This window comes from Paenibacillus sp. FSL H7-0737 (assembly GCF_000758545.1).
GTDB lineage: Bacteria > Bacillota > Bacilli > Paenibacillales > Paenibacillaceae > Paenibacillus_AQ.
Genome location: NZ_CP009279.1, coordinates 4,713,376 through 4,737,711, shown reverse-complemented (window position 1 = coordinate 4,737,711; position 24,336 = coordinate 4,713,376). Strand labels below are relative to the sequence as shown.

At 44.2% G+C, this 24,336-nt stretch carries 26 protein-coding genes and 1 riboswitch; of the genes, 20 read left to right on the top strand and 6 right to left on the bottom strand.

The window, feature by feature from the left end; genetic code table 11:
• Positions 1 to 59 precede the first annotated feature (59 nt).
• From ribE to H70737_RS20750, 19 genes are all read left to right on the top strand, one after another.
• Positions 60 to 728 (top strand): riboflavin synthase, encoded by a 669-nt coding sequence (gene ribE, locus H70737_RS20840; protein WP_042190280.1) that lies wholly within the window; start codon positions 60 to 62, stop codon positions 726 to 728.
• A 62-nt stretch (positions 729 to 790) separates the two neighbouring features.
• Positions 791 to 2,044, top strand: coding sequence for a bifunctional 3,4-dihydroxy-2-butanone-4-phosphate synthase/GTP cyclohydrolase II (locus tag H70737_RS20835; RefSeq protein WP_042190277.1), 1,254 nt, complete (start codon positions 791 to 793; stop codon positions 2,042 to 2,044).
• A gap of 36 nt (positions 2,045 to 2,080) precedes the next feature.
• A complete protein-coding gene (ribH, locus tag H70737_RS20830; protein WP_042194286.1) occupies positions 2,081 to 2,548 on the top strand; it encodes a 6,7-dimethyl-8-ribityllumazine synthase in 468 nt (155 codons plus the stop codon).
• A gap of 135 nt (positions 2,549 to 2,683) precedes the next feature.
• Positions 2,684 to 3,475 carry a segregation and condensation protein A gene (locus H70737_RS20825; RefSeq protein ID WP_042190275.1) on the top strand — a complete coding sequence of 264 codons (792 nt, stop codon included), beginning with the start codon at positions 2,684 to 2,686 and terminating at the stop codon, positions 3,473 to 3,475.
• Entirely contained in the window at positions 3,444 to 4,046 is a 603-nt protein-coding gene (gene scpB, locus H70737_RS20820) for an SMC-Scp complex subunit ScpB (protein ID WP_042190273.1), read from the top strand. The genes H70737_RS20825 and scpB overlap by 32 nt, the downstream gene beginning before the upstream one ends.
• A 185-nt stretch (positions 4,047 to 4,231) precedes the next feature.
• Entirely contained in the window at positions 4,232 to 4,945 is a 714-nt protein-coding gene (locus H70737_RS20815) for a DUF2953 domain-containing protein (protein ID WP_042190271.1), read from the top strand.
• 83 nt (positions 4,946 to 5,028) lie between these two features.
• The gene (gene ytfJ, locus H70737_RS20810; RefSeq protein ID WP_081951173.1) at positions 5,029 to 5,559 is read left to right on the top strand and encodes a GerW family sporulation protein; all 531 of its coding nucleotides are present in this window, start codon (positions 5,029 to 5,031) and stop codon (positions 5,557 to 5,559) included.
• 166 nt (positions 5,560 to 5,725) lie between these two features.
• Positions 5,726 to 6,925, top strand: a complete 1,200-nt coding sequence (locus H70737_RS20805) for a D-alanyl-D-alanine carboxypeptidase family protein (protein ID WP_042190269.1) — start codon at positions 5,726 to 5,728, stop codon at positions 6,923 to 6,925.
• A gap of 35 nt (positions 6,926 to 6,960) precedes the next feature.
• On the top strand, positions 6,961 to 7,626 hold the full coding sequence (locus H70737_RS20800) for a nucleoside recognition domain-containing protein (protein ID WP_042190267.1): 666 nt from the start codon (positions 6,961 to 6,963) through the stop codon (positions 7,624 to 7,626).
• Between the two features lie 52 nt (positions 7,627 to 7,678).
• The gene (locus H70737_RS20795; protein ID WP_042190265.1) at positions 7,679 to 8,167 is read left to right on the top strand and encodes a spore maturation protein; all 489 of its coding nucleotides are present in this window, start codon (positions 7,679 to 7,681) and stop codon (positions 8,165 to 8,167) included.
• Between the two features lie 66 nt (positions 8,168 to 8,233).
• Positions 8,234 to 8,578, top strand: a complete 345-nt coding sequence (locus tag H70737_RS20790) for a peptidoglycan recognition protein family protein (protein ID WP_042190263.1) — start codon at positions 8,234 to 8,236, stop codon at positions 8,576 to 8,578.
• 20 nt (positions 8,579 to 8,598) lie between these two features.
• On the top strand, positions 8,599 to 9,357 hold the full coding sequence (locus tag H70737_RS20785; protein WP_036676166.1) for a pseudouridine synthase: 759 nt from the start codon (positions 8,599 to 8,601) through the stop codon (positions 9,355 to 9,357).
• A gap of 120 nt (positions 9,358 to 9,477) precedes the next feature.
• Positions 9,478 to 9,999: a redoxin domain-containing protein gene (locus H70737_RS20780; RefSeq protein ID WP_042190261.1), complete on the top strand. Its 522-nt coding sequence runs from the start codon at positions 9,478 to 9,480 to the stop codon at positions 9,997 to 9,999.
• Entirely contained in the window at positions 9,999 to 11,684 is a 1,686-nt protein-coding gene (gene resB, locus H70737_RS20775) for a cytochrome c biogenesis protein ResB (protein WP_042190259.1), read from the top strand. The genes H70737_RS20780 and resB overlap by 1 nt, the downstream gene beginning before the upstream one ends.
• Complete coding sequence (gene ccsA, locus H70737_RS20770; protein WP_042190256.1) at positions 11,681 to 12,943, top strand: cytochrome c biogenesis protein CcsA; 1,263 nt, start codon at positions 11,681 to 11,683, stop codon at positions 12,941 to 12,943. Before resB ends, ccsA begins: the two co-directional genes overlap by 4 nt.
• Before the next feature lie 77 nt (positions 12,944 to 13,020).
• Complete coding sequence (locus tag H70737_RS20765; RefSeq protein WP_036676174.1) at positions 13,021 to 13,737, top strand: response regulator transcription factor; 717 nt, start codon at positions 13,021 to 13,023, stop codon at positions 13,735 to 13,737.
• Positions 13,738 to 15,174, top strand: a complete 1,437-nt coding sequence (locus H70737_RS20760) for an ATP-binding protein (RefSeq protein WP_042190254.1) — start codon at positions 13,738 to 13,740, stop codon at positions 15,172 to 15,174.
• 118 nt (positions 15,175 to 15,292) lie between these two features.
• Positions 15,293 to 16,786, top strand: a complete 1,494-nt coding sequence (glpK, locus tag H70737_RS20755; RefSeq protein WP_197071236.1) for a glycerol kinase GlpK — start codon at positions 15,293 to 15,295, stop codon at positions 16,784 to 16,786.
• Positions 16,787 to 16,800: 14 nt separating this feature from the next.
• Positions 16,801 to 17,016: a helix-hairpin-helix domain-containing protein gene (locus tag H70737_RS20750; protein ID WP_197071235.1), complete on the top strand. Its 216-nt coding sequence runs from the start codon at positions 16,801 to 16,803 to the stop codon at positions 17,014 to 17,016.
• A gap of 70 nt (positions 17,017 to 17,086) precedes the next feature.
• Here the strand turns inward: H70737_RS20750 and H70737_RS20745 are convergent, their stop codons facing one another.
• From H70737_RS20745 to H70737_RS20720, 6 genes are all read right to left on the bottom strand, one after another.
• A complete protein-coding gene (locus H70737_RS20745; protein WP_042190247.1) occupies positions 17,087 to 18,079 on the bottom strand; it encodes a 3-oxoacyl-[acyl-carrier-protein] synthase III C-terminal domain-containing protein in 993 nt (330 codons plus the stop codon).
• Between the two features lie 51 nt (positions 18,080 to 18,130).
• Positions 18,131 to 18,481, bottom strand: a complete 351-nt coding sequence (locus H70737_RS20740; protein ID WP_042190245.1) for a hypothetical protein — start codon at positions 18,479 to 18,481, stop codon at positions 18,131 to 18,133.
• Positions 18,482 to 18,520: 39 nt separating this feature from the next.
• Positions 18,521 to 18,889, bottom strand: a complete 369-nt coding sequence (locus tag H70737_RS20735) for a carboxymuconolactone decarboxylase family protein (RefSeq protein WP_042129622.1) — start codon at positions 18,887 to 18,889, stop codon at positions 18,521 to 18,523.
• 10 nt (positions 18,890 to 18,899) lie between these two features.
• A complete protein-coding gene (locus tag H70737_RS20730; RefSeq protein WP_052404378.1) occupies positions 18,900 to 20,543 on the bottom strand; it encodes a thiamine pyrophosphate-binding protein in 1,644 nt (547 codons plus the stop codon).
• A gap of 118 nt (positions 20,544 to 20,661) precedes the next feature.
• Positions 20,662 to 20,757, bottom strand: a riboswitch (cyclic di-GMP riboswitch).
• Between the two features lie 190 nt (positions 20,758 to 20,947).
• Positions 20,948 to 22,198: a methyl-accepting chemotaxis protein gene (locus H70737_RS20725; RefSeq protein ID WP_042190241.1), complete on the bottom strand. Its 1,251-nt coding sequence runs from the start codon at positions 22,196 to 22,198 to the stop codon at positions 20,948 to 20,950.
• A 122-nt stretch (positions 22,199 to 22,320) separates the two neighbouring features.
• The gene (locus H70737_RS20720; RefSeq protein WP_042190239.1) at positions 22,321 to 23,277 is read right to left on the bottom strand and encodes a helix-turn-helix transcriptional regulator; all 957 of its coding nucleotides are present in this window, start codon (positions 23,275 to 23,277) and stop codon (positions 22,321 to 22,323) included.
• 173 nt (positions 23,278 to 23,450) lie between these two features.
• Between H70737_RS20720 and H70737_RS20715 the strand changes: the two genes are divergently transcribed.
• Positions 23,451 to 24,284: an SDR family NAD(P)-dependent oxidoreductase gene (locus H70737_RS20715; RefSeq protein WP_052404377.1), complete on the top strand. Its 834-nt coding sequence runs from the start codon at positions 23,451 to 23,453 to the stop codon at positions 24,282 to 24,284.
• Positions 24,285 to 24,336 lie beyond the last annotated feature (52 nt).

The following is a 24,336-nucleotide window of genomic DNA, read 5'->3' as shown; positions in this document are numbered from 1 at the left end:
TTTTGTTCGGAGAGATAGCGGAGAAGTGTTACTCACACAAAACTCCTAGGAGGGAAAGCATGTTCACTGGATTAGTCGAAGAAGTTGGCACTCTGAGAAGTGTCTCCACCGGTGGAGAAATGATGGTGCTGAACATTGCCGCTTCCGTCATCATGGATGATTTGAAGATTGGTGATAGCGTATCGGTTAATGGCGTCTGTCTTACAGCGACAGCTTTAGGCGAGAACTATTTTACAGTGGATGTCATGCCTCAGACCTATCGAAACAGTAATCTGAAGGAGCTACGTCCTGGCAGTCGGATGAATCTGGAGCGAGCAATGGCAGCCGGTGGTCGATTTGGAGGTCATATTGTTCAGGGACATGTAGATGGCACTGCTGTCATCAAAAGTGTAAAGCGTGATCAAAATGCAGTAGTCTATGAGATTGCGCCGGATCGCAAATCGCTGTTTAAATATATCATCCCTAAAGGGTCGATCACGATTGATGGCATTAGCTTAACAGTAGTAAAGACGACGGCTTCATCGCTTACTGTATCCATTATTCCGCATACGTTAGGGGAAACTGTGCTAACTTATAAGCGGGCAGGAGATAGTGTGAATATTGAGTGTGATGTCCTGGGCAAATATGTAGATCATCTTCTTCATTATGGCTCAGCTGCACAGGATGAAGAAAGTGATAGCAGTTCCGGGATTAGTCGTGATTTCTTGGCGGCAAACGGATTTGTTTAAATAATGAGTAAGCTTACGAAGAAGGGAATAATCCTTCGTAAAGCTATTGGGAGGATAGGATCATGAGCGAACAATCGAAGAAGGATAGTGTCTTGGATCCGATTGAAGAAGCGATATATGATTTAATGCGCGGCAAAGTCATTATCGTGGTGGATGATGAAGATCGTGAGAATGAAGGGGATTTTATAGCTCTTGCTGAACGGGCGACACCAGAAGTCATCAATTTTATGATCACTGAGGGACGTGGTTTGGTCTGCATGCCAATTACCGCTGAGCGTGCGGAAGAGCTTGAACTACAGGCTATGGTCAGTCACAATACAGATAATCACGGCACAGCCTTTACTGTATCGGTTGACCATATAGATACAACTACTGGTATATCAGCAGGGGAAAGATCCTTGACTGTAAAGGCCATGATTGACCCTAAAGCGAAGCCGTCTGATTTCCGTAGACCTGGCCATATGTTCCCGCTGATTGCGAAAAAAGGTGGCGTACTACGCCGTTCCGGACATACAGAGGCTGCTGTTGATTTAGCCCGTATGTGTGGTGCATATCCAGCCAGTGTGATTTGTGAAATCATCAATGAAGATGGCTCGATGGCCCGGTTGCCTGATCTGGTTGAGATTGCTAAGAAGCATGATCTTAAGTTGATCAGCATCAAAGACCTCATTCACTATCGGAATGAGAAGGAACAGCTCGTCAATCGCGAGGTGTCTGTACGTCTGCCTACTGATTTCGGTGAGTTTCAGACCATTGCCTATACAAATGAAGTGGATGATAAAGAACATGTAGCATTGGTGAAGGGCGATATTTCCGGTGATGAGCCAGTGTTAGTACGAGTACATTCCGAATGCTTAACCGGTGACGTTTTCCACTCCCATCGCTGCGATTGTGGTCCCCAGTTTGAAGCAGCGCTTCGGCAGATCGAAGCTGCTGGTAGAGGCGTGTTGCTCTATATGCGTCAAGAAGGCAGGGGCATTGGTCTTATTAATAAGCTTAAAGCCTACAAGCTTCAAGAAGAAGGACTCGATACTGTAGATGCCAATCTAAAGCTTGGTTTTCCAGCAGATTTGCGTGATTACGGGATTGGAGCACAAATTCTGAAGGATCTAGGTATAAGTCAAATTCGTCTCTTAACGAACAATCCTCGAAAGATCAAAGGGTTGGAAGGTTATGGATTGGAAGTTGTTGAGCGAGTGCCAATTCAAATGCCGGAGAATAAGGATAATACTAATTATCTCCATACGAAGCAGGCGAAACTTGGGCATTTGCTGTCTTTTGACGACATTGAACAAAATGAGGATTCGAAAGTATAATCACACACAATAAAAAACGAAGGGTAGATGAATGATATGCCGAAATATTTAGAAGGACATTTAGTTTCCGAGGGGTTAAAATACGGAGTCGTAGTAGGACGTTTTAATGAATTTATTACCAGCAAGCTTTTGTCAGGTGCACTTGATGCATTTAAACGCCACGGTGCTAACGATGATGAAGTAGATGTTGCTTGGGTTCCAGGCGTGTTTGAAATTCCGTTAATCGCTCAAAAAATGGCGGAAAGCGGTAAATACGACGCTGTAATCACTTTAGGAACTGTTATCCGTGGGTCTACAACGCACTATGATTATGTATGTAATGAAGTTGCAAAAGGGGTAGCTGCGATCAATCTTAAAACCGGCGTGCCGACGATTTTTGGCGTAGTAACTACTGAGAATATTGAACAGGCCATTGAGCGTTCAGGAACCAAAGCAGGGAATAAAGGCTGGGATGCTGCGACTGCTGCGATTGAAATGGCGAATCTTAACAAACTGTTTAAGTAAGTCAGCTATTGACGAATCAGTCGAATTCGTGCTTATTTATAGTATAAGAAGAAAGCATGGATTATAGAGCCCTTTCTACTTGTGTAGCGTCCTTTAGGGCGCTGCACTTTACTTTTTTTGGCGGGAGGATGCTTCGTGACTGTATTGTACAAGCTGGAAACGTTTGAAGGTCCGCTGGATCTGCTTTTGCATTTAATTGATAAGGCGGAAATCGACATCCAGGACATTCCGGTCGCCGAGATCACCGAACAGTATATGGAATACCTGCGAAGTATGCAGGAGCTTGAACTGGATATTACGAGTGAATTTCTCGTGATGGCCGCAACCCTATTATCTATAAAGAGCAAGCTATTGCTGCCCAAACCACCGGTCATTGAGATCGATGATTTTGAATATTACGAAGAAGATGAATTTGATCCACGAGCTGAACTTGTTCAGCGACTGATTGAGTATCGTAAATTCAAGAGTATTGCTGTTCATTTAATGGATATGGAGAGCGAGCGGAGCTTGATTTTTACGAAGGAGCCGGAGGATCTGGGTCCATACGTGCCTGAAGAGATTGACCATACGCTAAAAGGACTACATACTTCCGACCTTATAGCTGCTTTCCGTAAAGCACTTAGTAAGGCGGCAAGAAGGTCATCTTACCAGCGGATCACCCGGGACGAAATATCGGTAAAAGATCGTATACGTGATGTATCGGATGCGCTGCAGCGCAGAGGGAAGGGCGGTAGGCTCCACTTCTCAGCACTGCTTCACGATGAAATGGCGCGACACGAAATCGTAGTTACTTTTCTTGCGATTCTGGAACTGATGAAAATGAAGGCGATTTTTTGCTATCAGGAGAAATTGTTTGAGGACATCGTAATGGAGTGGAGAGGAGGAGAACACTTCAATGGATTACAAAACGCTGAAATCGATTATTGAGGGCCTGTTGTTTCTATCAGGTGATGAAGGGATCTCCGTACGGCAAGTCGCCGAGATTACGGAGCAGCGGCCAGAGCTTGCGGCTGGAGCATTAGAAGAACTAAAAGAGGATTATGTAACACAGGAGCGGGGATTGCAGGTAGTCCAAATTGCCGGGAATTATCGGTTGGCTACATTGCCGGAGCATGCCCATTATTTTGAGCGCTTAGCTTACTCCCCATCCAGATCAACCTTGTCTCAGGCCGCATTAGAGACATTGGCGATCGTGGCCTATCGTCAGCCCATTACACGGGTGGAGATCGAAGAGATTCGAGGCGTGAAATCCGAACGTGCTATTCATACGCTGAATAACAAGGATTTGATCCATGAGGTAGGTCGTGCGGAGGCCGTAGGGCGTCCAATCTTATATGGGACGACTAAATCATTCTTGGAGAGCTTTGGCCTAGCAAGTCTGAATGAGCTGCCAGAACCATCTAACTTCGAATCCACTGATAATTTGGAAGAGGAGACACAGCTATTGTTCAATAAGCTGGATACTCAAATGACGTTCGAGGATATAGAGCAACCTTAGTTTTTTTGTTATTCCGCAATGATTTGTATTGCTGGGACTGCCCATAAACCATTCATAATGGTTTATGGGCAGTCCCTATTTTTTTGTAGAGCCACATTTTTTAGTCAAACCCCGAATTTTTTCCAGATTAAATTGCCATACTAAACCAAAGGTTCCCATTATTAAGGTTTCTTGGAGGTAAATACGTGACGTTATGGCTTGGAATACCCCTCGGATTGCTGGTACTGGCAATGATCCTGGTTCTGTCTTCATCTATCGATTTCCGCATCCGGTGCTATAAACATGACAAAAATGATCTGATCGAGTTAGATGTTAAGACACTTTTTGGTCTGATCAAACTGCACTATGAACTGCCTCGATTGGTCTTTAAGGGATTGGAGCAAGGCGTGCTTGGGAAGTTTAAAGAGACGGGTACCGCGACTACAGGTGTTGACACTGTAAAGGAAGAACAATTCGATAAAGAAAGAATTGAGCGCTGGCGGGACAATGTACAGCTAGCAGTGAAATCCACACGTGGATTGAAGAAGTGGTTCAAGGAAACTGTATCACATGTCAAAATATCAAAGCTCGACTGGTCCACAGACTTCTCACTAGGTGATGCGGCAGACACTGCCATAGTATCAGGAGCCGTCTGGGGATTGAAATGGAGCATCGTTGGATTTATTTCGCAGAGGGTCAAATTGAAACACAATCCACGAGTGTTTGTGAAGCCTGTTTTTCAAGATGAGCATTCTTTTTCAATGGAGTTCGTATGTGAGGGTAAATTGTCCGTTTCCTATGCCGTATACGCATCATTGCAGCTTCTTCTTCGTGTCTTGAGGGAGGCGGGGGGAATCAGTAAGTGGAGAAAAATACTAAAACGGATGCGTAGGGAGTCTCATGGGCAAAGTTTAGAATGAAAGTTACATACAAATGCGTGGATGTGGGGATGATAAGCGCTGTAGAAGCAAGAGAAATCGTACTCAATTAAGGAGGAAACAATATGAGCGACCATCCTATTCAGGGTCTAATGCAAACAGCGATGGAAAATATCAAGGGCATGGTAGATGTTAATACGATTGTTGGAGATCCAGTACAAACACCTGACGGTAGTATTATTCTACCGATTAGTAAGGTGGCCTTTGGATTTGCTGCAGGGGGTAGTGATTATCGAGTAGAGGATTCTATAAGTGGATCAAGCTCCCAAGGCGGTGTCAAAATGCTTCCTTTTGGTGGCGGTAGTGGGGGCGGTGTCTCCATCAGACCGATCGCTTTTCTAGTGGTTGGTAAAGATGGGGTAAACATTGTTCCACTCGACAATCAAACGCATTTGTTCGAAAAAATTATCGATGCTACGCCTGGGCTCATCGACAAAATCCAGACCATGTTCCAAAGCAGCAGTACTTCAGGTCAAGCTGGGTCAACTGCTACACAAGCACCACAAGCACCACAAGCACCACAAGCACCACAAGCACCTGCATCACAAGCACCTGCTAAACCCGATCCAAGTACATCCCAATCTTCAACACATTAGGTACACATAATTGTTCAAATAGCCTCGGGGATATCGCCTTACATCAGGCGGTGTCCCTTTTTGTGTGGAGAGGACATACCCTAAGGCTGGTCCGCATACACTTGTACAACATAAGCATGAAATGAATGACTTTACTTAAGAACCGATAAGAATCCGGAGGATAAATATGAAGACAATAACCCGTAAATTTCCAATCGCCTTATTACTGAGCATTTTGCTGCTGTTTCTGACACCGCTAACTTTGATTCATGCGGAGAACAGCTCTATATCTACGCATGCACGGGCAGCGGCGCTGATTGATGTGGAATCCGGGCGTATTTTGTATAGCAGTCGAGGAGATGAGCCGATGCTTATTGCCAGCCTGACTAAAATAATGACCGCCCTCGTCGCTATTGAGAATGGTGATTTAGCATCCAAAGTCAAAGTTGGTAAAAATGCTTTCGCCAAAGAAGGCTCCTCTATTTATTTACAGCAAGGTGAAGAGATGACGCTGGAAAATATGCTGTATGGTCTAATGCTGCGCTCTGGGAATGATGCGGCAACAGCGATCGCTGAACATATCGGCGGTTCTGAAGAAGGGTTTGTATACCTGATGAACAATAAGGCTGAAGAGCTCGGATTAAAAAACACTCATTTTGCTAATCCGCATGGTCTAGATGCTGAAGGCCATTATTCGAGTGCTAACGACTTAGCCGTACTGACGGCGTATGCTCTTCATAATCCTGTATTTAAGCAAATTGTGAAGACACAGGAGAAAACTGCGGACAATCCAAATGAGAAATGGGATTACAAGTGGAGAAACAAAAATAAAATGCTGTACTTATATGAGGGCGCAGATGGTGTGAAGACAGGATATACCAAAAAAGCGCTACGCTGCCTTGTCAGCTCAGCGACCAGAAACGGCCAGCAGCTTGTCGCAGTGACCATAAATGATGGGGATGACTGGAATGATCATGCCTCACTGCTAAACTTTGGATTTAATCACTACCCACTAAAAACAATGATCGAACGCGGGGACCCCGTGAGCGGTTATGACTTCGTGACAGCCAAAAAATTCGCCTATCCACTCGGACAAGGGGAGCAGGATAGAGTGACCACCAAACTTGTCTTAAATCAGATCCCTTCGGCGTCAGCCAAAGCTGCAAGATCAAACTTTGGATTACAAGGGGTTCTCGTTCTTGATCTAGGTGGCAAGGAGATAGGCCGGGTTCCAGTATATACACGAGAGTCCTTACCACCTGAGGAATCCGCTTATACTAAAAAATACAGTACAACGCAAGCACACACTTATCCTGCTGATAATTGGTTTCAGGCTATAGGGAGTGCACTGAAGGCGTTATTTAAATTGGGTGAAAGTTCCAAGTAAGCAGATAGCTGAATAATGAAGAGGGAGGCGTATCCATGATTAACGGGATCTGGCTAGGAATGATCATCATCGGTTTTCTGTTCGCCGCCGTTAACGGCAGAATGGATGAATTTACAGCCGCCGTATTCGACGGAGCCAAGAGTGGGGTTACAGTAAGTTTCGGCTTAATAAGTGTGCTTGTATTCTGGCTAGGAATCATGCGGATCGCAGAGGATGCTGGTTTGCTTAAAAAAATAGCCAAGATTCTTGGGCCAATCGTAGCCTTCCTCTTTCCAGATGTGCCGAAGGGCCATCCTGCAATCGGATATATTCTCTCCAACATGAGCGCTAATTTGCTTGGACTTGGCAATGCGGCTACACCTATGGGAATCAAGGCGATGCAGGAGCTGCAGAAGCTCAACCCGGATAAAGAAACGGCCACACCAGCCATGTGTACCTTACTGGCGCTTAACACAGCAAGCATTACGCTAATTCCCGCGACACTAATTGCGATCCGATTGAATTACAATTCGGCAGATCCTGCGGGAATAGTAGGCACAACCCTCGCCGCAACGGCTGTGGCGACTCTTGCGGCTATAGCGGCTGACCGGTTTTTCCGAAGGATGACATTGCTGCGCAAACCTCCAAAGCCGCCGTCAGCAAAGTCTGGTTCTGCTCCATTGGCCAAGACGTCGCTGCCTAATTCTTCATTGAAAGGGTGAGCATGACTTGTACCAGTTAATCAGTCTCCTATCGGCATGGGCGATTCCGGTCATGATTACGTTCATCCCGCTCTATGCTTTTACGCGTAAAGTCCCGGTGTATGAGTCATTTGTTGAAGGGGCGAAGGATGGATTTGGAACGGCAATCGCGATTATTCCTCATCTTGTGGGAATGCTTGTGGCGATCAGCGTCTTTCGCGCATCGGGCGCACTCGACTTCCTAATGGGATTCATATCTCCTGCTCTGCGGGGACTTGGCGTACCTCCAGAAGTACTGCCGCTCGGCCTTCTGCGGCCCCTCACTGGGACAGGCTCGCTTGCTTATACCACGGATCTGATTCGCGTTCATGGTCCGGATTCTCTAATCGGCATGATTGCCTCCACCATACAAGGCAGCACGGACACAACGCTCTATGTATTAACGGTTTATTTTGGAGCCGTTGGTGTGCGTAACGGACGTTATGCACTTAAGGTAGGTCTATTCTCCGATGTTGTTGGCTTCGTCGCCGCGATCGCGGTCTGCCTCCTGCTTTTTGGGTAGGAGGCGTCACCCCCTTTCCTTCCTCGACATATGCTATTGCAGCAATGTGGAGGGAGGCAATCCGCTATGAACTACAAAGGTTTTATTCTGCATCAGTCTCGCTGTACTTCCATTAATGGCAAAGGCTTTGATTTCTGGGTTGGTGTGGACGGAGCCATTTATGCAGCACCACTGCTGACCGATCCGGAGTATATTCACATTTGCTTGGAAGGTGATTTCAGCAGGGAAGATGGCATTCCTCCATTATCTGGAAGGAAGGAACAGCTATTTGCCACAGGTAAACTCATTTTAGAACTGGTAGAGCGCTACCAAATCTCCCCTTTAATCATCGAACCCCACAATAATTACTGCCCAGGCGCATTTTTTCCATGGAATGAACTTGTGATTTATCCCTCTGATGGTTATCATTAATCTGAGGTGACTAGTCGAAAATGGAAAGATTACAGAAAATTTTGGCGCAGGCAGGTGTGGCGTCCAGACGTAAGTGTGAAGAAATGATTTTGGCCGGTAAAGTGGAAGTCAACGGGGAACTCGTAACTACGCTTGGCACGAAGGTGGACCCCGCAACAGATATTATTAAAGTCTCCGGTAGACTGATCCGGGGCGAGAACAAAATCTATATTATGTTCAACAAACCTAAAGGAGTCATTACAAGTGCTTCCGATCCAAAGGGTCGCAAGGTTGTAACAGACTACCTTAAAGGAATTACAGAACGGGTTTACCCTGTAGGCCGTCTGGATTATGATACGGAAGGACTGCTGCTGTTAACGAATGATGGAGATTTCGCTAACTTGCTTACCCATCCTAAGCATCATGTACCTAAGACGTATCACGCTACGGTCAAGGGTATTCCGCACGGTACTGCACTGGACAAGCTAAAGGCTGGGATCAAGCTGGAAGATGGTATGACAGCGCCTGCCGAAGTAGAGTACAAAGATATTGATGAAGCGAATAAAGAAGCAGTAATCAGCATTACGATTCACGAGGGACGTAACCGTCAGGTACGACGCATGTTTGATGCGATTTCACACCCCGTTCTCCGTCTGAAGCGGATTTCATTCGGGGATATTATGCTGCAAAATCTTAAACGTGGATCTTACCGTCATTTGACTAAAGATGAAATTAACCATCTGCAGCAAATTGCCAAAGCAGGATTACTCAAAGAAAGAACTCCACGTAAAGAGTCATAAAGACACACAATATTCACAATTAAACCCCCTAATACTGTGACGAAATTCGCTATAATGTTCATAGGATGTTCACACCTTACAACATAAGTATGAGTTGCGTCACAGAAGGGGGCTTTACATGTGGGTAAAGCGAGAAAACCAATTCAAATCGTAATTCTGTTTCTAATCGTTCTAGTGGGTGGTTATGCAATTGGTTCCTCTGTATTTGGTGGAAGCGGAAAACCAGAGGAAGGTAGTAAAGCGCCTGCCATTGATTTGCTGGGTCTTGATGGACTTGGGCATACGTTAGACGAGTATAAGGGTAAGGCTATTGTGCTGAATTTCTGGGGCTCATGGTGCACGCCATGTGTAAAAGAAATGCCGGCTCTCCAAGCACAATGGGAAAAATGGAAGGACAAAGATGTAGTCGTTATTGGAATCAACGTAGGTGAAGATCAGATGACTGTCGAGAATTTTGTGAAGCAAGTCAATATTGATTTTCCGATTTTGATGGACACGGGACGAGACGCTGTACGAAGTTATGGTATTTCTCCGCTCCCCACTACTTTTTTTATTAATGCAAAGGGTAAAATTGACAGCATTCATATTGGCCAGCTTGATTTAGATTCACTAGATGATCAAATTGGGAAGCTGGTGGATTGATGAGTGAACGCGAAGCTTTTATAACCAATACCAAATGTGAATGCGGCCATCAGAACCCTGTAGGCACTGTTCTATGTGAAGCATGCGGAAAACCGCTTGGCAAAGAATCGGACTGGGGCGAGAATCTGGAAATGCGTTATGATGGTGTAGCCCGTCGTTCGCAGCGTGTTAATCCAAGCATTATTGATCGAGTTTGGAACTTTTTTTCATCTGTCAAAATAGCGATATATCTAATCGTTTTGACACTGTTAGGATCTATGCTGGGAACCATTTTCCCTCAGGAGAGTACTTTCCTTAATATTGATGCATCGAGTTATTATAAGCAGGAGTACGGAACAGCTGGGGACATCTACTATAAGCTTGGACTTTCACATACATACGAATCCTGGTGGTTTGTGACTCTACTCGTAATGATTGGTGCTTCATTAGTCATTTGTAGTTTGGACAGAGTACTTCCGCTATATAAGGCATTAACTAGGCAGAAGATTCGGAAACATCGTCAGTTCTTAACTCGGCAAAAGGCTGTGCTAGTTACTGAAGTGCAAGAAGAACCAGAAGCTTGGGTTGCTCGGGTGGTTCAGCCTATGCGTAAAAAGGGCTACCGAGTCAAGACGGATGGAGGAGCTCTGCTGGCAGAGAAACACCGCTTCAGCCGCTGGGGGCCTTACGTAATACATATTGGTTTGATTATTTTTTTACTTGCTGTACTGGCAAGAGGATTGCCGGGTCTCAACATGGATCAGCATCTTGCTTTCCCGCAAGGGGAGATTACACAGATTCCGGATACTACCTACTATTTAAAAAACGAGAAATTCACCGTAGAGTTCTACACAGATGAAGAGATGCCTGCGGAGTTTCGAGGCAAAAAGATCCTTCCAAAATTATTCCAAACTAAAGCAGTGCTTTATAAATGTACCGCGGATTGCGCAGATCCTACTAAGGAACCGCAGCTTACCGAGGCGACAACGCATAATATCCAAGTAAACTCACCTTTGGATTATAAAGGATTGAAAGCGTATCAGTTTGATTATGATCTAACACCTGTACTGCGTTCTGTACAGCCTGTGCTTAAAAATTCCACCACTGGGGAGTCGTACGGTAAATTCAAACTGGATATGAAGAATCCGCAGCGTACAATTACAGCGGGACCCTATACGATGACTTTAAAAGAGAAGTATATGGATTTTGGACTGAATGAGGATGGTCAGCCGATATCTAAGTCGCCTTATCCGAATGCACCAGCATTCTTATTCTTGATTCAAGGACCGAATTTGCCAGCGGAAGGGCAGCAGTACTTCTATTTTCCTAAGCAGGTAGATAAGTCTCAGTTTCAGCAGGTGGCTATTAACGATAAGCTTGGTGGCAGCAATAGATTTCTTGAGCTTGAAGTGGACAACATGAGCGATGTTGATTTTTCGGAATCGACTACATACTTGAATATACGTATTGATCGTGCAATGCCTTTTGTATGGTTAGGTGCAGCAATCGTGATGCTGGGTTTAATCCTTGGATTTTACTGGCAGCATAGACGCATCTGGCTTACCGTTGTAAACGGAGAGCTAATACTCGGAGGACATACGAACAAGAATTGGTTCGGTTTCCGTCGTGAGATCGTTTCTATTTTAGAAAAAGTAGATATGGTAGTCGATGAAAAATCAATAGATAATGGAGGAGGCCTTACATGAGCTTGCTCGATATCAGCAGTGCCGTCTTTATTGCCGCATTCTTATTATACAGCGGGTCGTTTATGTTATTCACTATCGCTATCATGGGTCGCAAGTGGTCGGGCCGCAAGCCAGAGGAACATACTGCTCGATGGGGTAAAATAGCTTTTATTGTTTCTTCTATAGGTCTTATCTTTCATCTTATTTATTTCTTTACACGTTGGTTTGGTGCAGGACATATTCCAGTCAGCAATATGTATGAGTTCATGACTTTCTTATCCATGATGGTTATGGTAGCCTTTACAGTGATGTACGCGATCTATCGCAAAGTTATTCTCGGTCTGTTTGCAGTTCCAATTAGCATTATTGTGATGGCGTACGCAGCTGTATTTCCACAGGAGGTTCAGCCGTTAATTCCATCCCTGCAATCGAACTATCTCAAGATTCACGTAACACTGGCAGCACTAGGTGAATCCTTTTTCGCGGTAGGTTTTGCGGCAGGGCTGATGTATCTGCTACGGACTGTTAATTTTTCCAGTAAAGAGAAGGCGGATCGTAAGCAACAGAGACTGATTGAATTTACTCTCTTTTCAATCATTGTTATAATTGGGTTTCTGGGTTCAGTTTTTGCTTTCCGCGGAGCAGGTTATGAGACTGTTTTTGTCCGTCCCAACGTTACGATTGACAGCGCAGGGCAGGAAAATAGTACAATAGAGAAAGTGAGTTATCGAATGCCGCCGATTGTGGCTCCTCACAATAGCGAAATAGAAAGCTTCCAGTCGTTTCTTGGCATGAAAGAACCTCTCTTTGAAGCTCCTTCATGGATGAATGGTGTGAATGCTGGCCGGAAGTTTAATACTGTAATCTGGTCGATTCTTTCCGGATTACTCCTTTACGGAATTCTTCGCTTGATCGTACGCAAGCCACTAGGCGCAGCGATTCACCCGGTTATGGAGGGGATTGATGAAGGCGATCTAGATGAGATAACGTATAGGGCGATAGCCATTGGCTTTCCTATTTTCACATTAGGCGCTTTGATTTTTGCAATGATATGGGCGCAAATAGCCTGGGGAAGATTCTGGGGATGGGACCCCAAAGAAGTCTGGGCACTCGTTACTTGGCTCTTCTATAGTGCTTATCTTCATTTACGATTGGCTCGTGGATGGCAAGGGCGAAAATCTGCCTGGCTTGCCGTTCTAGGTTTTTTGGTCGTAATGTTTACCTTAGTTGGCGTTAATCTAGTCATCGCCGGACTTCATTCTTATGCGGGGACGGACTGAGCATAGTTTACCTGCTAACACAGCACAATGGATTTAAGGTTACGTTCTACTGTATTTGATGAAGGGGTTGTTGTGAAATGGCAGATCATTTAAACAGAATTCTGGTAGTGGATGATGAGGAACGCATTCGCCGCCTGCTAAAGATGTATCTTGAAAAAGAAGGTTATGAAATCGACGAAGCTGAAGATGGCGAAATCGCTCTTCGCAAAGCAACAGCAAATGACTACGGTCTAATTTTGCTGGATGTTATGCTGCCTGGCATTGATGGAATGGAAGTGCTGACCCGACTCAGAGGGGTCAAATCGACACCTGTCTTAATGCTTACAGCTAAAGGCGAAGAGATTAATCGTGTACAGGGCTTTGAAATGGGCGCGGATGATTATGTCGTGAAGCCATTTAGTCCTCGCGAAGTGATTTATCGCGTGAAGGCCATTATGCGCCGTTCTTCAGCAACAGCATTTTTGTCCAAAGAGAGCAACTCCAGTAATAACATTGTATTCACTCATCTTATTATTGAGCATGACGCACACCGAGTAACTGCTGGCGGTGAAGAAGTGAGTCTGACACCGAAAGAATACGAACTGCTGCATTATTTGGCGATTTCACCGGATAAAGTGTTCTCTCGTGAAGAACTACTTAAAGATGTTTGGAATTATGAGTTTTTCGGAGATTTGCGTACAGTCGATACCCATGTTAAGCGTCTTCGTGAAAAACTGAATAAAGTATCACCGGAATCCGCGGCGATGATTACAACTGTATGGGGTGTAGGCTACAAACTTGAGGTACCTAAATAAGTGAACTTCTGGAGAAGTCTTGTCGGCAAGCTGTGGGTCACGATCATCTGCCTGGTCGCTGTCGTGCTTATTACACTCGGGTTGTTTCTACTTCCCTATATCGACAGCAACTTTGCTAATTCCGGCGATATCAAACGTTTATTTATGTATACGTGCATGATCGGATTTTCTTTGACGACATTCTTCGCGTTGTTCTTGTTTACCAAGATCACTCAGCCGATGCAACGTGTCATCGAGGCTGCAAACAACATTCGACGTGGTGAATACGGAACAAGGCTGACGCTGGTCACAAGTGACGAGATTGGCCAATTGGCGACTTCCTTCAACCATATGGCTGAGGAGTTGGAAGAGAATATTCGCAGTCTGCACCATGAGAAGGGCCATCTATCCAGTGTATTACGCAGCATGAGTGATGCTGTAATCACCTTTGACATCGAAGGCCAGATTATTCTGACCAACCCGCATGGTCAATCACTACTTGAGAGCTGGAGCGATTTAGAGTGGGAACAAGAGAGTGACATTGAACCTCATACGGAAACGGCTGAGAGTAATGTTCCACCTCCCCTGCGTCCTTTATTTTTGAGCACGTTGAAAGAAGGCGGCGATGAGCGTTCTAATGTACATGTCCGGCAGGGCGTGTGGTCCGTCCATATGGCACCTTTATATTCTGAGGGTAGCATTCGTGGAGTGGTTGCTGTTCTGCGTGATGTGACTGAAGAAGTACGACTCGAAAAAATGCGCCGTGACTTCGTGGCAAACGTCTCTCATGAGATTCGGACGCCATTATCGATGATGCAAGGTTATAGTGAGGCTTTACTTGACGGCATGGCATCTTCACCAGAGGAAAGCAGTGAACTGATTCAGGTCATTCATGATGAATCGCTCCGTATGGGACGTCTTGTAAAGGATCTGCTCGACCTTGCGCGAATGGAAGCTGGACATACGGATATGTTGAAGGCAGAAGTAGATGTGAACGAACTGCTGGAACGAGTGTATCGCAAATTTTCCGTACGTGCGAAAGAGCGTGATATTCATCTGCAGCTAAATAAAGAGAGCGATGTCCTTGTTCTTAAGGCAGCGGATGAAGATAAGCTTGAGCAGGTCTTAACCAATTTGCTCGATAATGCTTTTCGTCATACGCAGGGTGGCAAGAAGATCACAGTTCATACAGGAACTTGTGTCTTAGAAGGGCGTCGCTATTTTGAAATTAAAATTCAGGATGAAGGCGTCGGCATTCCGCAGGAAGATCTGCCTTATATATTTGATCGTTTCTACAAAGCCGATAAGGCACGTGTACGGGGAGAATCAGGTGGAACGGGACTCGGGCTTGCGATTGTTAAAAATATTGTTGAGTCGCATCACGGAACCATTTCAGCTTCCAGTAAGTTGGGCGAAAGTACAACCTTTACCCTAAGACTTCCTGTCGAAAAACAGTAATTCCAAACACAATGTGTGATAGCGCCTCTGACAGCAGAGGTGCTTTTTGTTGAAACAAACACATTAATCTTGTTCATCGTGGAACATATCTCATTGTTTATGCTTGGGAGGCCATCAAATGATTTTATCTTTAGACCAAGGGACTACCAGTTCACGAGCCATAGTGTTCGATGAGGACGCTAGAATCGTCTCACAAGGGCAATATGAGGTTGAACAATCTTTCCCACACCCTGGCTGGGTGGAGCATGACCCAGAGCAAATTTGGGCGTCACAGCTTGCAGCTGCAAGAGATGCGATTACTCAGGGCGGGATAACACCTCAGGAAGTATATTCCATTGGAATTACAAATCAGAGGGAAACGGCCCTGATCTGGGATAGAGCAACAGGCAAGCCGATTTATCCTGCGATTGTGTGGCAGGACAGACGTACTGCAGAGCTGTGTGAAGAGATCAAGAGTAAGGGGTTAGAGGGACTCATTGCTAGCAAGACGGGACTCGTTGTGGATGCTTATTTTTCTGCAACAAAATTCTCCTGGATTCTTGATCATGTAGAAGGCGCACGAGAGCGGGCGAATAATGGCGAGCTACTAGCTGGGACAGTAGACAGCTGGCTAATCTGGAAGCTTACTGGCGGGGCTGTACATGCTACTGATGTAACTAATGCATCGCGTACGATGCTATATAATCTACATGAGCGCTGCTGGGACGAAGTGCTAATGGAGGAGCTTCGTGTACCACGCTCCATCCTGCCAGAAGTGAGGATGTCCGGTAGTGAATTTGGAGCAGCAGACGCGCAGTGGTTCGGGACAGAAATACCTATTCACTCTGTATTGGGGGATCAACAAGCTGCTTTGTTTGGACATACTTGTCTTGAACCCGGCAGTGCCAAAAACACATATGGAACTGGATGCTTTATTCTGATGAATACAGGTACAGAAGCTGTAGTCTCCAGTCATGGGTTGTTGACCACTGTAGCATGGGGAATGGGGGATGAGCTCTATTATGCACTCGAGGGCAGTGTGTTTGTAGCCGGAGCGGCTGTACAATGGCTTCAGGAGGGGTTAGGACTCATAACGGAGCCGGCAGGCTCGGAAGACAAAGCGCGGGAAGTAGAGGACAGTGAAGGGGTTGTCGTCGTACCTGCTTTTACTGGACTAGGTGCCCCTTATTGGGATATGTATGCACGTGGAGCAGTCTTCGGTCTAACTAGAGGAACCACCTCGGGGCATTTGGTAAGAGCAACGTTAGAGTCATTAGCATTTCAGTCTAGAGATGTAATTGGGGCGATGGAAAAAGATGCAGGCATGCCATTGACCGGACTTCGTGTAGATGGTGGAGCGGTTCGTAATGATTTGCTGATGCAGTTTCAGTCTGATATCCTCGGTAGTGAAGTTACTCGAACTACATATGCGGAGACGACTGCGCTGGGAGCAGCACTTCTGGCTGGATTAACCTCAGGAGTTTGGACAAGAGAGCAGCTAGAAAGCTTTAACAAAGCTGAGAGGGTCTTTTCACCTGTAATGGGTATAGATGAGCGTGAACGACGTTACAACGCCTGGAAAGACGCTGTAGCGCGTACCATGGGCTGGGAAAAACATGAAAGATATCAGTGATCAGGGAGATGCATATGTCTATGTTTAATGGAACAGAATCTGATCTACCGAGTGGACTATCTAAGCCTGCACTTCGAGCACTTCATGGTGCTGGGTATACACAGATTCACCAAATCAGTAAGCTCACTGAGTCAGAGCTTCTGCAGCTCCATGGGATGGGACCAAAAGGGATTGATGTACTACGGCGTGCGCTCACTGTAAAGGGGTTATCCTTTGCCAGCGAGTCCTAAAGAACAGATCAACCTAAAAAGCGGCAAGCTAAGGATAATCCTTGGCCTGCCGCTTTTTAGGTTGTAACGCTTAATATTCAATAACAAATGCAACGTTTTGCCATCCAGCGCCCACTGTCCAGAACAGAACTTTATCTCCGCGTTCGATCTTTCCTGTAGTAATAGCTTTGTGTAGAGCGATAAACGGGCTACTGGTTGAGGTGTACCCGAATTCATCACCTATGTAAACCGCAACCTCACGATCAATACCCACTTTTTCACAAACACCAACGATATTAGGCAGTGAAAGCTGTGAGAAACAGGCCGCTTTAATAGATTCAGGCGCTATGTTGTTATCTGATAGAAGCGTGCGAATCGATTCAGAAGCAGCATCTACGCAAATGGAATCATCAAATGGAATGAACTTCACATTGAATTCTCCAGCCGCTACGCCTTTTCTACCCAGATTAGCCAAGCCTTCAGCCGGGAACATGGAGTTGCCATAAACGCATGTGTCTGTTTGATAGACAGAATCAATGAAGCCTACCGCATTATCATCGCGCACAAGAAGGACTGCCGCAGCTGCATCACCGAAGTTAGCATAATAGACTGGATCATTCTTATCTGCATGAGGTGCTACATAATCGGATCCGATGACCAAAGCACGTTTAATTCTAGGATTGGCTTGCATTTGACGGCTCACCTGTTCTACGGAAGCAGTCATACCTGCACAGTTAGCGTTGCTATCTATACAAATTGTATGGGATGCGCCGTTAATTAAACGGTGAATCATTAAAGAGTTAGTAGGAAAGATATATTCAGGAGTTTGACTTGCATAGGCAATAAGATCGATATCAGCGCCAGTGAGACCATTTTTATCCAACACATTACTGGCAGCCTCAAAAGCCATCGTAAGAGAATTTTCTTCCTCATTCTTAATGCTATAGCGCGTATCACGACCTAAAGTGGTCAGTAGACCTCGGATATCAATACCCTTTTCGTCAAAATGCTTAATAAAAAAGTCGTTACCAACTTTATTACTAGGATGATAGATATCAATGTCTTGAATACGAATTCCGGTCATATGAATGAATCCTCCTGAAAAACTCTATAGTTTTTTTAGTTATAAGAAGAATTAAGCTGTAACGGTGGAAATGATCTCGATGTTATCTAGTCCTGCTTTACGACCCAGACGAGCAAGCTGCATTTTAAGAATTGGGTTATTCTCAAGGGTTAGATTTACTTTTACAAATCCATCATTCTTAAACATTACGAAGCAACCTTCCAAAAGAGGTACAACATCAGGTGCAGTTACGTTTAGCTTTCTGCAGTCGATTTGTAATTCATAGTCTGCTGGAGTGATAGGATTAATAGTTTGTTGATAAGCTTGGATAGATTTCAGACCATCTTCTTCAGAAAATGTTCCTTCCAGCTCAATATTGATCACTTTTTTAGTAGTGTCTGTCTTTAAAATAAACTGTCCCACGTTAACATCTCTCCCGATATTTTAATTTACTGAAAATAGTTACTTTATTTCTTCAATCGTTTCGAGAAGAATATTAAAAGCGGTGATGATTCTAGGTGCCCCTATAGCGGGTACTAAGTGTAATAGAATACCTTTGAGTTGTTCTACAGTAACTCCCACACGAAGAGCCATGACATAATGAACACCCAATTGATCAAACTGACCCATCGAAATCAGGGCAGAGATAACTGCGATTTCCTTCCAGTCAGCTTCGATTGTGTTGCGTTGAAAAATATCGCCGTAGGCATTCCCCATAATAAATTCAGCCAAATCGGGGAAATGTTCTTTAATCGGAGCCAGTGCTTTAGCTCCGTAGTCTCCAGAGAGATTCGTGAAGTGGTTCAGACCACTGTTTACATTGTCTTTCATAAGTGACCTCCTAATTTAGGTTCAAAGTACGGTGAGCAGTCGGAGGGACCTCATCACGGTCTGTTAGCAGTTCAATGACGGCAACACGGTTGATGGCAACAGCGTCCTTGATGGCTGTTTCGAACTCCTCCGCTGTCTCACATTTGTAACCCTTAGCGCCTAGTGATTCTGCGAATTTCACAGCATCCATAGGGACTTCGTAGATAGTTCCGTCAATACGTCCTGTAGTTTTTTCCATACCTTTTAGAGCCATATCTAGCTGTTTATTATTCACAACAATGAATATGACAGGAATATCCTTGCAGACAGCAGCGTTAATCTCTGCGCCTAGCATCATAAAGCAGCCATCTCCTGTAATGCAGAAGATCGTTTCTTCTGGAGCAGCAACCTTTGCACCAATCGCCATTCCGATGGAATTACCCATACAAGCAAAGTAAGCATCGAAAACAAAACTGCCCGGTTTCTTAACCTTGTACCATTTCGCAGCATGGAAACCGTGACTTCCATCATCAACAAAGACTGTGCTGTTATAAGGAATCAAATCACTCATCGTACTCAAGACCGATGCAAGTGAAAGGTTTGGTAAAATCGGAGGCTCTTCGGTATAATCGGAATTTGTCGGTGCTTCGCGTTTTGTGATGTTGTTCGTGTCAATATTATTGAGATAGTAAACTAGATTGTCCCGTAGATCTCCAGTCACTGGAATCGTTTTAGAGAACAATATTTTTCCGACAAAAGTCGGATCGCTATCAAACTGAATTAATGTTGCAGGATGATTTTCCCTTTTAAGATTACAAATAGTCATATCACTTAAACGTGACCCGAGAACGATAAATAGATCACTTTGATTCAGCAAGTCATCCCCATGGGTACAACCGCCTACTCCAATTGGACCGTGATAGAGTGGATGATCCCAAGCTATAGCCCCTTTACCACCTGGAGATGTAACTACAGGAATATTAAATGTTTCCGCTAATTGAATTAGCTCACTATGTGCTCCTGAGCGGTTAACGCCTTTACCCGCGATAATTATTGGATTCTTAGAGTTATTTATAGCATCAAGTACACGGTCGATATTAGCATGGCTAACCAGTGATTCGCGTTCAGGGATTACAATATTACATTCCTCTAGCAATTCCGTTTGTACATCAAAGGGAATACAAAGGTGAACTGGACCACGATTACCGCTCAAAGCAATGGATATGGCATGATTAAAGATTGTGTTAAAGTGATCTCCACGTTCAATAAGCTTGCTATATAAGGTGGCAGGTCTAAACATATCAGCTAAATCAGCTAGAAAAGAAGTAGAGTCCTGACATTGGGGAATTCCAAGCTCTTTAATAGATTGATGGCCAGTAATAAATAGGACAGGTAGGTTGTTAGCCTTAGCATGTGCTGCTGCAGTTAATAGGTTTGTTCCACCAGGACCTGAAGTACCAAAAGCTACACCTAGTTTTCCAGTTTTAAGCGCATACCCGGCTGCTTCGAAGCCGGAACTGGACTCATGTCTCCCAGGAATAAATTCAATACCGTAATCTACCATTTTAAGAACAATAGGACAAATGGATTTCCCAATAATACCAAAGGAATGGGTAACTCCTAGGTTCCGTAGTGCTTCCGACATGTAATCTGCGACTGTCTTCAAAAAATACACCTCACAAGTTGATTGTTATTTTAAAATCAAACATTAGAAAACCTGTGCTCTGAATTAGGGCACAGGTTGGTGGCATAAATCGCCATAGAGACTGAACAATTGTTCAGTCGTCTTGGTTTTCTGCAACCTGGCAGTCATGGCCTCTGATTAATAATGAGGCTGTAGATCCATGGTTTTGCGTCATCCTCTTTCGAAGATTTTGCCAATATTAATTTTAAAATTTATAAGAAGAATTTTCCTTTACAATATATTCCTAGAGTACCTTTGTCAATATATTTTCGCAAATTAACTCGAATTTTGACGAAAGTCTTGTCCAACCTATGAAATAATAGATATAAAAAAACTCCCCCTAAGTCAAAACTTAGGAGGAGTTTTTGGACTTGTTTATATGATTTGCAAGTGACTTAAAACTTGAAAATATGGATAGTCTTCTGTAGATTAAACACAGCCTGTGTCATTTTCTCAGTTTCTTCAGCGACGGACTGCAGGGCATTAATTTGTTCATTCATAGCCGCGGATACTTCCTCGGTGCCGGCAGCGGTTTGCTGTGTGATTGCAGAGATATTCTCTATTGCACTTGAAATTTTCAAGGCACTTTCCAACATCAGATCACTTTCAGCAGAGAAGGAAGAGATTTGCTCGGTAATATACTGCACACTTTGCACAATTTGAGCAAAGATATGAGCAGATTGAGTGATCATCTCATTCTGTACCTGTACGACTTCTTCGTTGATAGCGATATTGTCAATCGCTTGTTTGATATCAGTTTCGATGCTCCGAACTAAGCCAAAGACTTCCTTCGTTGAAGCTGTTGATTCCTCGGCAAGTTTACGAACCTCCTGTGCGACTACAGCAAAACCTCGACCATGCTCTCCGGCGCGTGCTGCTTCGATGGAGGCATTCAGCGATAAGAGGTTGGTCTGCTCAGCGATCTCTGTGATGGTTTTTGTAATCATCGTAATTCCGCGAGCATTATGAGACAGGGCTTCGATTGTATCAGCTACTTTTTGAGTAGCCTGGATGTTTTTGCGCATGCCTTCAGCTTGAGTATCAACGGACTGCCGTCCTTGTTCAACTAGTTCTAATGTATGTATTGAACGTCTGTTCATTTCTTTCGTTGAGTTCGTATAATTGGATACTTTATTCTCAATATCTTTAATGGATTCTGTCATTTCAGCGATATCCGTAGATATTTCATTTGCACCAAGAGCTAGCTCGTTAGACGAAGAGGCTACCTGTGCCATGACAATTTTCAAATTCTGATTCTTATCTTCGATTCCACGGCTTGCATCCATAACTTGACGAGTGATTTGTGATGCTTCTGTCAAAATCTTCTTGAGCTTGTCAATCATAGTATTAAAGGAACGACTTACGTCCCCCATAGACCCGTTCTCGTCGGCTCTACTAGTAAAATCCCCTTTTGAAATACTATGAGATACATTCGCGATGTCATCAAAAGAAGATGTAAGCGTTCTCTCGATAAAGCGGGCCACTGGGAAAGTTAGAGCAGCAAGAACAACGATTAGAACAATACCCAAAATAATGTTGCCTAAGATCATAAAAGTAACTAAAACAGGAATGGCAAATAGTGCGGCAACGAGGTAACATCCGGCAACAATTCTTTGTTTTAACGGAAGTTTATGCATCCAGTTCATTGGTATAATGTCCTCCTTATTAATATTATGTATTGGTGTTATTATATGGGATTTAAAGGTGATTGGTCTATAGTAAGAACTGACATAAATCTTCTTTTCGGAGTAGTTCTTTAGATTTCGTGTCAAAAATCCTCATAAATAGCGGAAATTTTTGCGATAGCAGACTTTACCATCTCTAAAAGTTCTTGCGGTGAAAGTACAATAACCGAGGGACTAAAAGAAAGGATTATCCGGCAGGCCGACTCGATCGTATTAAATTCGGCATCTACGTTCACCCACTCAGCATTGCTTGTTGGCTCTATTAATTGGACAGAGACGAATCTTTCTCGCTGTAATTCTTTTAAGACAGATGTTTTAACCCTTAGCTTTACTTGATACTTTGGCAGTGCTGCTTTAAAGGCCGTGGTGGACTCTTCCCAGTACTGTTTTAAATCAAAGTCATCAGGTCTTTTAAACCACTCATGTGTCTCCTCAACGTTAACTAATCTGGACACACGAAAGGTTCGTAGTTCATCTTTGCTTTTGGCTACGACATACCATACTCCGCGTTTTGCAACTAACCCAAGAGGTTCAATGAAACGGACCGTTGTCTCGTTGCTCCGGAGATAAGTGATTTTTACTTTACGGTCCTCCCAAAGTGCTCTCTGCAGTACAGATAGGAACGGATAAGTCTCATCCGAAGGATGCCAACTGGCGCCATCAATATGAATACGCTCGCTTAGGTAATTTGCTGGGTTACTAAGTCGATGTGAGGATGCAGCCTCTAGTTTGAGAAGAGCGGAAGAGTAGTCGTCTTGTATCCCCAGATCCTTCATTATAGATGCGTCAGCGGACAGAAGCAGTGAACCAATCTCTTGTGGCTTCATTCCCGTTAGGGAGGTTCGGTACCCTTCAGTTAGCATCCAGCCTCCTTCACGACCACGTTCAGCTAAAATGGGTATTCCTGAAGCACTTAATGCTTCCATATCACGAAACACAGTTCGTTCTGATACCTCGAGTGTTTGGGCCAATTCTCTAGAAGTCATTTTTCCACGATTTTGCAACAGAAGTAATATTGATAACAAACGGTCGGCTCTCATTAGGCTATTGTACCTCCTCGAATTAATGATTGGACGATCACCATTAATCATTTCTAAATTATGATTATATTATATATGTCAGTTGATGTCATATATACGGGTTATACTTATAAAACGTAAGGAATATTCACAGAATATTGAAATCCGAATTCATGTGGAAAGGGTTGAGGGCTATGACATTGAAAGGGAAAGTCGCATTGGTTACCGGGAGCAGCAGAGGTGCTGGGAGGGGGATCGCTTTAGAATTAGCGAGAAGAGGAGCTTTTGTCTATATTACAGGGAGGACCACAGATGTATCCGTCACAGAACATATTAAGGGGAGTATAGATAGCGTACTTAGAGAAATAAAAGAAAGTGGAGGTTCTGGTGCGGTAATACGATGTGACCATACGAAGGATCAAGAAACAGAAGCAGTGATCCGCCAGATCGCTGAAGAGCAAGGTCGGCTCGATATCTTAGTTAACAACGTATGGGGAGGCAATGATTTAGCTATCGAGCAGAAGCCTTTTTGGGAGCTGCCTACAGCTCATTGGGACAATATGTTTAATGCCGGTGTGAGAGCACAGATGATCACAAATTATTACGCAATTCCCTTGATGCGCAAGGCAAAAACTGGTGGTCTAATTATCCATACAACCTTCTGGGATCATTATAAATATTTAGGCAACTTTTATTATGATCTTTCTAAAAATGCACTTTTACGTATGGCTTTCGGATTGTCGAAGGAGTTAAAGGATGACGGCATTGCGGTTATGCCACTTTCACCTGGATGGATGAGAACAGAAGCGGTTCTAGAAGCCATGAATACAGATGAGGAACATTGGCAAGAAGTTGAGGAACTGAAAATGAGTGAATCGACGACATATATTGGTCGAGCAGTGACTGCACTAGCCGCTGATCCAAAGGTTATGTCTATGTCCGGTGAGCCGCAGCTGGTTGGAAAGCTTGCTGAAAAGTATGGTTTTACTGATATTGATGGAAGGATAATCCCTTCGTTCATAATATAGGAAGAAAAAGATTCGTAAAATATAAGAAAGGCCACTCCAGTACATTCTGGAA